Origin of the sequence: Marichromatium sp. AB32 (assembly GCF_003718675.1) — a bacterium.
GTDB classification, from domain to species: Bacteria; Pseudomonadota; Gammaproteobacteria; order Chromatiales; family Chromatiaceae; genus Marichromatium; species Marichromatium gracile.
The window spans coordinates 1-12,657 of record NZ_RHFJ01000079.1 but is presented as its reverse complement, the minus strand read 5'-3'; the positions used below and the strand labels follow the sequence as shown (position 1 = coordinate 12,657).

The 12,657-nt window shown below is 65.5% G+C and carries 14 protein-coding genes, 4 tRNA genes and 1 pseudogene; 11 read left to right on the top strand and 8 right to left on the bottom strand.

Annotated elements, in window-relative coordinates; all coding sequences use genetic code 11:
• Positions 1 to 149: 149 nt before the first annotated feature.
• The 6 genes from EBL85_RS15545 to folD all read right to left on the bottom strand — a co-directional run bounded on the left by EBL85_RS15545 (position 150) and on the right by folD (position 5,467).
• Positions 150 to 542, bottom strand: a complete 393-nt coding sequence (locus EBL85_RS15545) for a biopolymer transporter ExbD (protein ID WP_123141487.1) — start codon at positions 540 to 542, stop codon at positions 150 to 152.
• Complete coding sequence (locus EBL85_RS15540) at positions 542 to 1,189, bottom strand: MotA/TolQ/ExbB proton channel family protein (RefSeq protein WP_123143382.1); 648 nt, start codon at positions 1,187 to 1,189, stop codon at positions 542 to 544. Before EBL85_RS15540 ends, EBL85_RS15545 begins: the two co-directional genes overlap by 1 nt.
• A 17-nt stretch (positions 1,190 to 1,206) precedes the next feature.
• Positions 1,207 to 1,728 (bottom strand): molybdopterin-dependent oxidoreductase, encoded by a 522-nt coding sequence (locus EBL85_RS15535; protein WP_123141489.1) that lies wholly within the window; start codon positions 1,726 to 1,728, stop codon positions 1,207 to 1,209.
• A gap of 26 nt (positions 1,729 to 1,754) precedes the next feature.
• Positions 1,755 to 3,737: a TonB-dependent siderophore receptor gene (locus EBL85_RS15530; protein ID WP_123143381.1), complete on the bottom strand. Its 1,983-nt coding sequence runs from the start codon at positions 3,735 to 3,737 to the stop codon at positions 1,755 to 1,757.
• A gap of 367 nt (positions 3,738 to 4,104) precedes the next feature.
• A complete protein-coding gene (locus EBL85_RS15525; protein ID WP_123143380.1) occupies positions 4,105 to 4,551 on the bottom strand; it encodes a PGPGW domain-containing protein in 447 nt (148 codons plus the stop codon).
• 58 nt (positions 4,552 to 4,609) lie between these two features.
• A complete protein-coding gene (folD, locus tag EBL85_RS15520) occupies positions 4,610 to 5,467 on the bottom strand; it encodes a bifunctional methylenetetrahydrofolate dehydrogenase/methenyltetrahydrofolate cyclohydrolase FolD (RefSeq protein WP_123141492.1) in 858 nt (285 codons plus the stop codon).
• Between the two features lie 164 nt (positions 5,468 to 5,631).
• Here folD and EBL85_RS15515 point away from each other — a divergent pair.
• From EBL85_RS15515 to EBL85_RS15480, 9 genes are all read left to right on the top strand, one after another.
• A tRNA-Pro gene (locus tag EBL85_RS15515) sits at positions 5,632 to 5,708 on the top strand.
• Positions 5,709 to 5,768: 60 nt separating this feature from the next.
• Positions 5,769 to 5,845 (top strand) — tRNA-Arg (locus tag EBL85_RS15510).
• A gap of 121 nt (positions 5,846 to 5,966) precedes the next feature.
• Positions 5,967 to 6,042, top strand: a tRNA-His gene (locus EBL85_RS15505).
• A 67-nt stretch (positions 6,043 to 6,109) separates the two neighbouring features.
• A tRNA-Lys gene (locus EBL85_RS15500) sits at positions 6,110 to 6,185 on the top strand.
• A gap of 133 nt (positions 6,186 to 6,318) precedes the next feature.
• Positions 6,319 to 6,483, top strand: a complete 165-nt coding sequence (locus tag EBL85_RS17255) for a hypothetical protein (RefSeq protein WP_190287981.1) — start codon at positions 6,319 to 6,321, stop codon at positions 6,481 to 6,483.
• Positions 6,483 to 6,875: a hypothetical protein gene (locus EBL85_RS15495; RefSeq protein WP_123143379.1), complete on the top strand. Its 393-nt coding sequence runs from the start codon at positions 6,483 to 6,485 to the stop codon at positions 6,873 to 6,875. The genes EBL85_RS17255 and EBL85_RS15495 overlap by 1 nt, the downstream gene beginning before the upstream one ends.
• A gap of 41 nt (positions 6,876 to 6,916) precedes the next feature.
• Positions 6,917 to 7,438 (top strand): hypothetical protein, encoded by a 522-nt coding sequence (locus EBL85_RS15490; protein WP_148040567.1) that lies wholly within the window; start codon positions 6,917 to 6,919, stop codon positions 7,436 to 7,438.
• A 309-nt stretch (positions 7,439 to 7,747) separates the two neighbouring features.
• Entirely contained in the window at positions 7,748 to 8,341 is a 594-nt protein-coding gene (locus EBL85_RS17505) for a superinfection immunity protein (RefSeq protein ID WP_223806171.1), read from the top strand.
• Positions 8,342 to 8,344: 3 nt separating this feature from the next.
• Complete coding sequence (locus EBL85_RS15480; protein ID WP_123143377.1) at positions 8,345 to 8,779, top strand: zinc ribbon domain-containing protein; 435 nt, start codon at positions 8,345 to 8,347, stop codon at positions 8,777 to 8,779.
• Positions 8,780 to 8,834: 55 nt separating this feature from the next.
• Here the strand turns inward: EBL85_RS15480 and EBL85_RS15475 are convergent, their stop codons facing one another.
• Complete coding sequence (locus tag EBL85_RS15475; protein ID WP_123143376.1) at positions 8,835 to 9,395, bottom strand: tetratricopeptide repeat protein; 561 nt, start codon at positions 9,393 to 9,395, stop codon at positions 8,835 to 8,837.
• 942 nt (positions 9,396 to 10,337) lie between these two features.
• Here EBL85_RS15475 and EBL85_RS15470 point away from each other — a divergent pair.
• Positions 10,338 to 10,823, top strand: coding sequence for a pilin (locus tag EBL85_RS15470; protein WP_123143375.1), 486 nt, complete (start codon positions 10,338 to 10,340; stop codon positions 10,821 to 10,823).
• Positions 10,824 to 10,891: 68 nt separating this feature from the next.
• Entirely contained in the window at positions 10,892 to 12,400 is a 1,509-nt protein-coding gene (locus EBL85_RS15465) for a sulfatase-like hydrolase/transferase (RefSeq protein WP_123143374.1), read from the top strand.
• 126 nt (positions 12,401 to 12,526) lie between these two features.
• Here EBL85_RS15465 and EBL85_RS15460 read toward each other — a convergent pair.
• Positions 12,527 to 12,657, bottom strand: a pseudogene (locus tag EBL85_RS15460) (integrase core domain-containing protein); the annotation flags it as partial.

Below are 12,657 nucleotides of genomic sequence, written 5' to 3'. Positions count from 1 at the left end.
CAGGCGTAGCGGGGTGTCCGCGGCGCGTTCGCCGCCCTCGGCCATCGGTACCCGCCCGGCGGCGAGCGCGAGCAGCGCGCCCTGGAGGACCAGGGCGAGGGTGCCGGCGAGCCACCAGGGCATCTCGGGCAAGCGCGGCGCGGGGGGAGTCATGCCCCGACCTCGCGGGTGGCCAGGGCGATGGCGGTGATCCCGGCGGCGCGACAGGCGTCCATCACCGCCACCAGGTCGGCGAGCGCGGCGGCGCCGGCGCCGGTGATGGTCACCTGGGTCCGCGGGCCCTTGTCGCGGAGCAGCGCGGTGAGCCGCTGGTGGTCGAGCGGCGCGCCGGCGACGCTGATCGCGCCGTTGCGGGCGAGCACGATCACCACGTCGGCGGGGTCGAGGCGGGAGGCCGTGGCGCTCGCCGGGAGCTGGCCGTCGAGCCCGCGCGCGGGGAGGGTCTCGAGGGTGGCGAGGATGAAGAAGGCGAGCAGGAAGAAGATGATGTCGATCATCGCCACCACCTCGATGCGCGCGCGCCGGCGGGGGGGATAGGCCATCAGCCCGCCCCCGCGCCGCATGCGGCGCCGGCGAAGCGGTTGACCAGCATCACCTTGATGACCTCGAGCTGGTGCCCGGCGCGGCGCGCGCGCTCGCCGAGGGCGTTGAAGGCGACCAGCCCGAGCACCGCGATCAGCAGCCCGGCGGCGGTGGCGACCAGCGCCTCGGCGACCCCGCCGGTGACCGCCTGGGCGCGCCCGCTGGCCTCGCCGCCGAGCGCGGCGAAGGCGTGGAACATGCCGACGATGGTGCCGAGCAGGCCGAGCAGGGGGGCCAGGGTGACGGCGGTGTCGAGCACCCACAGGCGCCGATCGAGCTGTGGCTGGATGGCGAGGATGTGCTCGTCGAGCCGGGCGGCGAGGGCGCCGGCGGGCGCCGCCGTCTCCGGCGGCGTCAGCGCGCAGCGCAGCAGCGCGGCGTGGACGGCGTGGGGGCGGGCCTCGAGCAGCCCGGCGAGCCCGCCGCGATCGGCCGCGTCGAGCCCGGCGAGTGCGCGGGCGAGGCGCTCGCCGCGCCGATCGAGGCTGCGCAACGCCCAGCCGCGCTCCAGGCTCACCGCCAGGGTGAGGGTGAGCAGCAGCGCCAGCGGGTAGAGCAGGCCGCCGGTGTGCGCGGCGAGGCGCGCGAGGGTATCGAGCGATGGCATGGTCGGTCTCCGTCGCCTCAGCGCGCCAACTGGCGCACCTCGATGTGGTCGAGCCAGCGCACGTGGCGCGCGCCGGTCTGCTGGTCGGCGCTGGAGATCAGCGCGATGCGCCCCTCGGTGTCGTCGAGCGGTTGGCCGTCGTGTCGGAAGTACACCAGCACCTGCTCTCCGATCGGGGTGTTGAACAGCTCGCCCCAGGAGAACACCACCTGATAGCCGTCGCTGGCCCCGGCGGTGACGGCGAGGGTGCGCAGCCCGCGCGGGGTGTCGACCTTGGGGTGGGCGCGCGCGACCAGGTCGCGCAGCAGCACCCCCTCGAGGTGGTGCTTGTCGGCGATGTGCGCGCCGGTGTGGCAGATCACCGGCACCCGCTCGATGCGGTGCAGCGGCAGCTTGGCGAGGTCGGCGACGGTGAGCTGCTGTGGCTGCTCGACCGCGCCGTCGATCGCCAGACGGTGCGAGACGAATGGGTTGACGGCCTGCGCCGGGGCGGCGGCGAGGGCGAGCAGCAGGGCGATGAGACGGGGTGATGGGCGCATGGGGGAGTCCTCCGTGGGCGTTGGGGTCAGAATCGGTAGTTGGCCTCGACGAACCAGGTGCGCCCGGCGGCGGGGTAGCCGGCGCTCGGCGCGTAGTTGCTGTCGGCGAGGTTGCGCACCCCGGCGGCTAGCGTCACCGCGCTGGCGGGGTGCATGGCGAGCTTGAGGTCGAGGGTGGTGAAGGCGTCGAGGCGCTCGCTGTCGGAGCTCCAGCGCGCGCCTTCGTGACGCAGATAGAGCAGCGTCTCCCAGCGCTCGGCGGGGATGAAGCGGGCGTGGGCGGTGAGCTTGTGCGAGGGCACCCCGGTGAGGCGCCGGTCGGGGTCGCTGCGGTTGTCGCGGTCGATCAGGGTGAGGTGGGCGCCGAGCTGCCAGCGCGCGCCGAGGTCGGCGTTGGCGCCGAACTCCATCCCGAACACCTGGACCTCGCCGACGTTCTGCATCTGGTAGCGGTCGGGCTCGACGTCGTCGACGCGCTGGATCAGGTCGGTGATGCTGCTGGCGAACAGCGCCGCCTCGAGTTCGAGCCCCGGGCGCGGGCTGCCGCGATAGCCGAGTTCGTAGTTGAGGGCGTGCTCGGTGCGCAGGTCGGGGTTGGGGATGGCGGTGTCGAGGCGCAGCGAATAGCGGTCCTTGAGCGTGGGGAAGCGGCTCTTGCGCGCCACGGTGGCATAGAGCAGGTCGTCGCCGTCGGCGTCGAGCGACCAGAACAGCCCGGCCTGGGCGTCGGTGGCCGATTGCGCGTCGGGCAGCGCGACCGGGTCGCTGATCTTGTCGACGCGCAGCGGGCGCATGCGGTGGTGGGCGAGGCCGAGGGCGAGACGCAGCCGTGGGCCGAGGGTGATGCTGTCCTCGAGGCTGATCGAGTTCAGCGCGTCCTCGAAGGCCTCGGTGCGCTCGATGGTGTCGTCGGCGTGGTGGCGCTGGTGCTTGTGGTGCAGCGCCAGTTGCAATTGGTGGTGGTCGAGACGGGTGCTCTCGAGGGTGATGCTGCCGCCGAACACCCGGTCGTCGTAGATGCTGCGCCCGCTCGGGCCGAGGCTGCCGCGCCCGGAGGTCTTGCGGGTGGTGTAGCTGGCGTCGGTGTAGGCGTCGACGGCGTTGTCGTAGTCGTCGAGATAGAGGCGCAGGCGCAGCCGTTCGTGCTCGCCGAGCGCGGTGCGCGAGAGGAAGTAGACCCCCTCCTTGTCCCAATAGGGCCAGCGCCAGTAGCGCGCCGAGCGCGCGTCGGTCGACGGCGGTTGTCCCTTGGTGGCGTGCTGGCGGTAGTAGCTGATGGCGTACTCGTCGTCGCCCCGGGGCGTCCAGCCGAGCTTGAGCGAGAGGTGCGCGTCGCGCTGATCCGAGTTGTCGCGTCGTCCGCCGTCCTCGGTGGCGGTCGGCTGGAAGTCGTCGGAGAGCGGGAAGCCGTCGCTGTCGCGCCAACTCGCGCCGAACTGCAGGTACCACTGGCCCTGGTTGGTGCCGAGGTTGAGCGTGCCGGTACGGGTGTGGTCGGCGGCGAGACCGACGGAGAGATCGCCCTCGAGCGCCCGCTCGGGGCGGCGCGAGACCAGGTTGATGGCGCCGCCGAGGGTGTTGGCGCCATAGGCCATGGCGCTGAAGCCCTTGGCGACCTGGATTGCCGAGAGATCGGTGGTGGTGAAACGGCCGAGATCGAGATAGCCGTCATAGGGGACGGAGACCGGGATGCCGTCGATGAAGATCGGCACCTGACGGGCGTCGAAGCCGCGCAGGTCGAGGGTCTGCTCGTTGCGGCTGTTGGTCGTGATGGTCACCCCCGAGAGCAGGTCGAGGGCCTCGCCGAGGGTGTCGCGGTCGAAGCGGCGCAGGGTCTCGCTGGTCAGCACCGAGGCGACCTGGCCGCTGTCGAGCGCGCCAAGCGCCGGGGTCGGCGCGCTCACCGTGATGGTGCCCAGGGTGTAGACCTGCTCGGCGGGGGTGGCCTGGACGCCGAGGCCGAGGCCCAGCAGTCCGCCCAGGGAGAGGCGTTGCGTCCACGCGTTCACTGTCGTTCCTCCGGTCGGGGCGCCGGGGCGCCCGGGGATCAGGGCCGGGGAGGGTCGCTATATTCGTTTCGATATAACGCTAGACGTGGCCACCCCTCGGCTGCGGTCGTCGTGCGAGGGGCTTGAAGCAGGATCGGTGCCAACCATCGGGCATCGGCGGTCGATGAGGTGCTATCGCATTGTCTGGTAGGGGTTTTTGGGTGAGCGACAGGCGGCGTCGCGGCGCTCGACGAGGGAGCGTTATGTCGTTTTGTATACAACGCGCCGCACGCTGAGGGGCGTCGCGCGTGCGGCATGCCCCGGAATGGGGCGCGGATCGGGGGTGCCCGGACGGGAACGGGGACCGTGCCGGGCGGGGCGGGGCGGCTCAGCGCCCGGCGTGCTCGTCCGGGGCCGGTGGCAGCACCGGCGCCAGACCCCGGCTGCGGCGCAGCCAGTTGATCGCGCCGAGCAGCTGGGGGTTGGCCGCGAGACGGCGCTCGAGCCGATACTTGCCGGGGAAGTCGAGGAGGATCAGCCCCATCAGCATGGTCAGCAACCCCTGGCCCGGCAGCACCAGCATCAGCAGGCCGCAGAGCAGCAGCAACGCGCCGCTGAGGTTCTTGACCAGGCGCAGCACGGCGTGGACCAGCGGGTGATGACGGCGCAGCCGGTCGGGGCGGTGCGCCGGGGCGGCGAAGTAATCGACCGGGATCAGCGCCACCAGGAAGGGCAGCGAGAGCAGCGAGAGCAGGAACACGGCGACGGACAGGCCGGCGACCCAGGCGCTCAGCGCCTGGTGGACCTCCACCCAGTGCAGTGCGGTTTCGATCATGGTGACAGGGATCCTGAACAGGCGCCGGACGCCGGGCGCGACGGCCCGGCGCGCGGCCTCAGCCGGCGGCGTGCAGCTCGGCGGCCTGGAGGGTGTTCTCGAGCAGGCTGGCGATGGTCATCGGACCGACCCCGCCGGGCACCGGGGTGATCCAGGCGGCGCGCTCGGCGCAACCGGCGAAGTCGACGTCGCCGACCAGCTTGCCCTCATCGGTGCGGTTGATGCCGACATCGATCACCGTCGCCCCCGCCTTGATCCACTCCCCCGGCACGAAGCCCGGCCGACCGACGGCGGCGACCACGATATCGGCCCCGCGCACCTTCTCGGCGAGGTCCTTGGTGCGGCTGTGACAGATGGTCACGGTGCAGCGCGCGGCGAGCAGCTCCAGGGCCATCGGCCGACCGACGATGTTCGACTGGCCGATCACCACCGCGTCGAGCCCGGCGAGCGACTGGCCGGTGCGCGCGAGCATGGTCATCACCCCCTTGGGCGTGCACGGGCGCAGCAGCGGCATGCGCAGCACCAGGCGACCGACGTTATAGGGATGGAAGCCGTCGACGTCCTTGGTCGGCAGAATGCGCTCGGTCACCAGCGCCTCGTCGATCTGCTCGGGCAGCGGCAGCTGTACCAGGATGCCGTCGATGGTCGCATCGGCGTTGAGCCGGTCGATCAGCGCCAGCAACTCGTCCTGGGTGGTCGAGGCCGGCAGCTCGTGCAGCTCGGAGCGGAAGCCGACCTCGGCGCAGGCCTTGCGCTTGTTGCGGACATAGACCTGGGAGGCGGGGTTCTCGCCGACCAGCACCACCGCCAGGCCGGGGGCGCGCTGGCCGGCGGCGAGCAGGGCGTCGACCCGGGTCTTGATCTGCTGGCGGATGTCTGCGGCGATCGACTTGCCGTCGAGGAGTTGTGCGGTCATGGTCTTCCTAATGATACGGGGTCAATGGCGCATGATATCGTGCGCGACGGTGGCGATGGAATCCGTCGTCGGCGAATCGGACGATCATTGGTGCTTGACAGCGGGGAGGCGGCTGCGTAAATTAAGCGCTCTTCGATTTCGGGTCGAACTGATTCGATCGAAACCGGGGTATAGCGCAGTCTGGTAGCGCGCCTGCTTTGGGAGCAGGATGTCGGGGGTTCGAATCCCTCTACCCCGACCAAGGTCAGCCGCCAGGTCGCGAGCACGGATAGATGTCCTGCCCGCCGCTGCGCCGCCACGAGCGCCCGTAGCTCAGTCGGATAGAGCAACGGCCTTCTAAGCCGTGGGTCGCAGGTTCGAATCCTGCCGGGCGTGCCAATCGCAAGCCACGGCAACGAAGATCGGGCTTGGCGAAAAAAAGAGCTTGCATCTCTCCAAGGATTGGGTATAATGCACAGCTCATCGCATCGGCGATATCGACGAATGCGAAGTAGCTATGGTGGACGTAGCTCAGTTGGTAGAGCGCAGGATTGTGATTCCTGTGGTCGTGGGTTCGATCCCCATCGTCCACCCCAAAATTGAAAGAGTACGTAAGTTGACAAGGCAGCAAAAGTCCTTTAAGCTTGACGGCTCTAGAAAAACGGGCCGTTAGCTCAGCTGGTAGAGCAGTGGACTCTTAATCCATTGGTCCTAGGTTCGAATCCTAGACGGCCCACCAAATACGAGAAAGGCTCTCCGTTCGCGGAGGGCCTTTTTTATTGCTTGCGATTTCCAGTCGCCAGTCGCTTGGCCGACCTTGCTCGGAATGGTGCAGCGGACGGCGCCGGGCATGGGCCATGTCGAGGGCACGGATGACCAGCTCGGCGTTCATGCGTGCACGCATCGACCAGCCGAGAGCCCTCCAGTCGATGCTCGGTGCCGAGTTCGCCGCGCTCGAGGTCATCGGCAAGGTGCTGCTCGACCCGACCAAGACCGGCGCGGGCCGCTCCAGGTACTTCCGCGTGCAGATGGTCTGATGCGCCTCACCCGGCTCGACAGCGGTGCCTGGGTCGACCTCCCGGACGATCTCTACTGGGAGGACGAGCACGCCCGCACCGGCGTGCGCCAGAGCATCACCCCCAGCCTCGGCGGCGCGGCCCTGGTGCAGGTCGCCACCCTGCAGTATCGCGCCCTCACCCTCCGCCCCTGGGCCGAGGACGCCGCCTGGATCGACCGCGACCGGCTCGACACCCTCAGCGCCTGGGCCGCGCTCCCCGAGCTGGCGATGACCCTCGAACGCCACGGCCACAGCCACCAGGTCGGCTGGCGCTACGATAGTGACGGACGCGCCATCCTTGCCGAGCCTGTGCTCTATGCCGCGGATCAGACGCCCTATTGGCGGGTGAGCTTGATGTTGGTGGCGGTGTAGATCCACACTCCCGCTCGGGTCAATCGCAAGGGAGGTGAATCATGCACGGGACAGCAATGACCTTGGCCGTCGTCGCCACGCTCTGGGGCGTGGCGGGATGGGCGGGCGTCTACAAGTGCACGGACCCCGACACTGGGGCGGTGACGTTTTCGCAGGTGAGGTGCGCGGCGGATGCGGAAGAGCTGTCCGTGGGGAGGCCGATCGCCCCCGTCAGGCTGCCGCCAGCACGCACTGAAACGCCGGTTGCCCCAGTACCACCATCGCCTGAGAAGGTCTTCCTGGATGCCTGGATCAGGGATAGGAAAGCGCATGGAATCGAAGAGATGCGCTCGGCCTCGGCCGATGAGGTGGAGCGGTGTCTCTCCATGATCAAAGCTAAATCGATGTACTACGATCCGGGTAGCGTGAAAGTGGAGGATGACCCTCAGTTCTTGAGGCTGGGGAACGATCGGTTCTACATCTCCCTCCTGGTGAATGCCAAGAACCGCTATGGCGGCTATGTCGGGGCGAAGCTGAAGGCCTGCTACTATTCGGCCGATGGCGATCTCGACCAGATTCTCTAGCGTGCCGTCTCGCGCCGCCTCGGCGTCGTCTCGCGGGGATTGTCACAGCCGGTCGGCTGCGCGCAGGGACTGCCTCCAAACACTTGTGATGTCTCGCCCTCCGGCCCCTTCCCTGCTCGGCGCGAGCGTGCCGCGACACGCTCGGGCGTCGATCCGTCGGCGCTGCGGCGACGGACGCGCCCGCCCCGCATGAAACCGTGCGCTATATATTGTCGAGTGGAGGCCTGGCCTGGCCGATGACCGTGCTGTGCGCGTGGCCGGGCGGGTCTCTCGGGTGGCACAACCGATGATTTGCAAAGGAGCGCGGGCATGGGCGATACACTCGACGATAGCGAATGGCGGCGTTGCCGTGCGTGCCAGTGTCAGACGATGGTCGCGAGAGACGCGTCGACCTGGGTCTGTCGCAACTGTGGGGTGGAGAACGGCGGGCATCCGGGCCACCGCCCCCAGACGGCCCGTTCCGGGCAGAGCCCTCGTCGCGTGCGGCACAGCGCGGCACGCGTGCGGGCGAAGCGCGACGCCCCCCGTCGCGCCAGGGGCGGCGGGGGCGGCACGCTGTCCGTCGGCAAGGTCTTTGACATGGCCGTCCGAGGGGTGCTGATCCTTCTGGTCGGTCTGCTCGTCGTCACGCTGATCGGGCTGACGGCCGTGGAATCCGTCTCCTGGGCCGCGCTGCTCAACCTGGGCGCCATGGTGTTCGCGCTCGTCCTGTACTTCCTCCCCGCTCTGGTCGCGCAAGAGCGACGTCACACCAAGGCCGTGGCCATCTTCGTGCTCGATCTGTTCCTCGGCTGGACCTTCCTCGGTTGGGTCGGGGCGCTGGTCTGGGCCTTCACCGAGGACAATCGCGATCGGGCGACCGAAGCCGGGGTGAACGATCCGGCCTCGACGGCGAGGGGCTGAACAATGGCACTGCTGATGCTGTGGGTCCTGTTCCCGGTCTTCAGCGGCGTGATCGCGAGTGCCCGCGGGCGGGACGTGTTGGGCTGGGGGTTGGTCGGGCTGCTGTTCGGGCCCTTCGGTCTGGTCGTCGGGTTGTTGCCGTCGCTCGCGCCCCGGCCCGGGCGGGGCGCGCTCGCGCCAAGGTCGATCGCCTGCAGCCAGTGCCGTGAGCCGATCGCCTTCGACGCCAGGCGCTGCAAGCACTGCGGCACGCGCTATCCCTACCTCCAGGAACCGGCCCGCTCACATGTCGCGCTGATCGCCGATCGCTATGCGGCGTCGCGCGCGCCGGCGGCGATCGCCGAGGAGATGAACCGCAAGGGCATGCACCCCGCCGATCGGCGCGCGCGCTGGGCGCCGGCGGACATCGAGGCCATCATCGAGCACCACGTGCGCTGAGCCGCGACCCGGTGCGGCGTCAGTCGGCGGCCTGACTTCGGTCCGCGCGAGAGAGCTACCCGGCGGTCGCCTGCAGCGCCTCGAGCAGCACCCGTCGCTCGGCGGCGTCGAGCAGCTGTTCGAGTGCGCCCAGGTCCTCGCGCGCACGCGCCTGCAGCCCGCTCGGGCTGCCCAACTCCGCAGTCAGCGCCTGCGCCAGCGCCGAGCCGCGCGCCGCCGCGCGCCCCAGCCAGGCGCTGCCCGCCGCCTCGTCGCGCGTGCCGCCCTCGCCGAGCACCAGATCGCGCCCCAGCCAACACATCGCATCGGCGTGTCCGGCGCGCGCGGCCTGCTGGAACCAGTCGCGCGCCTGGGGCGCGCGCGCGCGTTCGAGCAGCCACACGCCGAACTCGTACTGCGCGCCGGGGTCGCCCTGGTCGGCGGCGAGCGCCAGCGTCCGCTCCGGCTCGGTGAGCCTGGTGCCGGTCAGCGTCAGCAGCGCGCTCAACTCCACCCGGGTCTTGCCATCGTCACCGTCACGGATCGCCATCAGCCGTCTCTCCTGGATGTAGCGCTGCAGCGTGCGTCGGCTCAGTCCGGTGACGGCGCTCGCGGTGTTCAGACAGATCGATGGCATCTCCAGTGTTCTCCCGGTTGCTCGACGCTGGCCCGTCCGTGGTCGTGGTCCTAAAGGTTGGGGTTGGCGTGACACCGCCCAACGCGTCGCCGACCATCGCGCCGGCGAGTGGTCACTGTTTGATGGGCAAGGTTGGGTTGTTTGCGTGTGGTGGTCGGCACTCCCTGCCCGAGCCATCGCTCGCTGCGACGCCTCCTCGTCCCCCCGACCGGATTGAACCGCAAAGCGTCAAGGCGCGCAAAGGCGCGAGGGCGAGGATGAGACCCCTTCGGCGATCAGTTGCCAGGGGGGAGAACCGCAACGCCGCGAAGGACGCGAAGAGACAAGGCGGAAAAGCCGCCAGCTGCCAGCTGTCAGTCGCCGGTCGCCGGTCGCCGGGGCGATTGGACCGCAAGGTCGCGCAGCATGCCAAGAGGCGAGGGGAGCAGCCGCCGGCGGTCAGCCCCCCCCCGCAGCGGACGGTTGCGACCAGCTGTGGCGCGGGAGCCAGTCAACCGGTCTCCTCACGGGTGGCTGGCGACTGATCGCCGGGCACGCCGCGCTTTGCCCAGCCGACGCTTGGCGGTGTGCTTCGCGTCCTTCGTGCCTCGTGGTTCAACCCCGTCCCCCGTCACCGCCCACGCCCTCCGATCGGTCCCGCGCCCCCGTCCCCGGCCCGCGCCCACTGGCGGCTGGTGACTGGCGGCGCGGCTGTCACCCCCTTGGTGTGTCAGTCTGTGGACTGTCACCCCTGCTGGCCGGACACGGGCCTGTGGATTGTCGCGGGGGTTCGGGTGACAGCCACTGCCGCGCTCATTTCCTGAACGCAAAAACAAGGGCTTGCACAGCCCTCGCATGGTTGGCCCGGAACTTGATAACAGGGGCACCAGGACCGGCACCGCCATGTCGGCCCCGTCTCCCGACGAGACAGGCTCAGTTCATCCCAAACCGGAGAAGCATTCCATGACGAAGCAAAAACAGGCCGGCTTCACCCTGATCGAACTCATGATCGTGGTGGCCATCATCGGCATCCTGGCGGCGATCGCGCTGCCGGCGTATCAGGACTATATGGCCAAGGCCAAGATGTCCGAGGTCATTCTTGCGGCGAGTCAGTGTCGAACCACGGTTGCTGAGGTCTATCAGTCCGGTACTACCGCCAATGCACCAGCCGCAGGTGCCTGGGGGTGTGAATCGAGTTCTGGTACCCAATACGTTGCATCTGTGACGACTGGCGCGAATGGGGCGATTACCGTGACAGTTGCGAACGATAGTATCGACGCGGCGTTGAATGGTACTACGATCGTCTTGACTCCGACTACCGCTCCTGGTACTGCTGCAACAACCGCTGATATGCCGACTCAACTTTATGGGTTTGAGTGTGCAGGTGCAACTGGTAGTGGTACGGTTCCGGCAAAATACCTGCCTGGCTCTTGCCGTTCGACGCTCTGATCAGTTAGCGAGTAAATAAATGGGCAGCGGGCCTTAGTGGTTCGCTGTCTTTTTTTTGTGAGGCGGAGATGAACCTGATTTTAATACCTGTTGTTTCAAGTCTTTTGCTATTTTTTCTTGCGGTGACACTGTTTTCTTCAGGTTTTGTTTTTTGGATTAGCATTTTACTTGCTTTTTTTTCTTTGTTGTTAAGTCTTTTTTTCTATGTGTCTGACAGATTTACAGGTGAGGGCGTCAATCAGGCTGTGTTTTTTCATCTGTATAAAGGTTTTGAGGGGGTAGATGTTTTTTCTTTTAAGTTCGAGTTGATCGTTTTTTTCTCGTTTGTTTTTTTGTCTGTTGTTTTTTTTGTTTTTATCGTTAATTTCAGGTGTCGGCGTCCTGTTTTTTTGATTTCCACTTTTACGCAGCTTGTGATTTCATTTTCAGTTGCCTGCTTCGCGGTTTTTTTGCATCCTTCCATCATAGAAGCAAAAATGATTTTAAGTCAGTGGTGGTCGCCGAGAGATTTGATTGTTTTAAACCATGAGATGTCTTCTTTTGAAGATTTTGATGTTGCTGTTAGTGGTCGTCGTGATTTGGTTTTTGTTTATGCAGAGAGCTTGGAGAGGACTTTTTTTGAAGATTCCTTGTTTCCTGGCCTCATAAGCAAGATTGAGCAGCTAGAGGCTGGAGGTTTGTCTTTTGCTGGGATTCGGCAGGCTCCAATGACTGACTGGACTATTGCTGGAATGGTTTCGAGTCAGTGCGGAATCCCTCTTGCTACATACAAGTCTAATCGAAACGACTTTTCTGATGGCCTCAGGTTCGTTCCTGGTGCGACCTGTGTTGGTGATGTTTTGCGGTTTAATGGCTACCGTAATGTTTATGTCGGAGGCGCTAGTCTAGATTTTGCGGGCAAGGGTCGCTTCTACAAAGAGCATGGATTTGATGAAGTCTACGGGATGGAAGAGTTGCAGGCTGTGGCCGAAAAGCCTTTGGCTACTTCTAAGTGGGGTGTTTATGATGATCATGTTTTCGAATTTTCGCTAGAAAAATTTAAGGAGCTTGCCGATGAGAGTGAACATTTTTCTCTGTTTGTCCTGACGCTAGATACTCACCCTCCGAGCGGGCATGTTACTCCTGGTTGTGATGATGTTGTCTATGGAGTTGGCGAGTATCCAATTCTTAACGCAGTAAAATGCGCGGACTCAATGATTTATGACTTTGTGCTTTCAATCGAAAAAGAGGCGAAATCCAGGGGGCGAGACGTTTTGGTGGTTGTCGCTTCAGATCATTTGATGATGAGGAGCGATGCGTCTGGCTTCTTTGAGGGTAAAGATGAGGAAAGAGCAAATCTTTTTATAGTGCGTGGGGAGAATGTTCCTAGTGGGGTTGTCGAGCGCGAATCAACAACATTGGATATTTATCCGACATTGCTAAGCATGCTCGGTTGGAATGTTGACTCTTTAGCCTTGGGGCGAAATCTTTTGTCTGAACAAGAAACGCTTGTTGAGAAGTACGGAAAACACAATTTTTTTGAGATGGTCAAGAAATGGAGAATGGGTTTGTGGAAGACTTGGTCTGCTGATTCTTGATGGGTAAATTTGAATGAAATTGTCAACTCCCACTTTTTAGGTCCGTCCATAAATAGACACTGCAGCATGTCCGCGGCGGTTGAGAAACTCGATTGGTGAAAGATCGCCGAGCGACTCGTGCGGTCAGCGCAGGTTGTATTCGTCGAGCCAGTCTTCTGCCTGTTGGCGAACCTCCTCGAGGGTGTTGAAGAGCCAGGCATCGAGGACCTCGCGGCGGAAGCTGCCGTTGAAGCGCTCGATGAAGCCGTTCTGGGTCG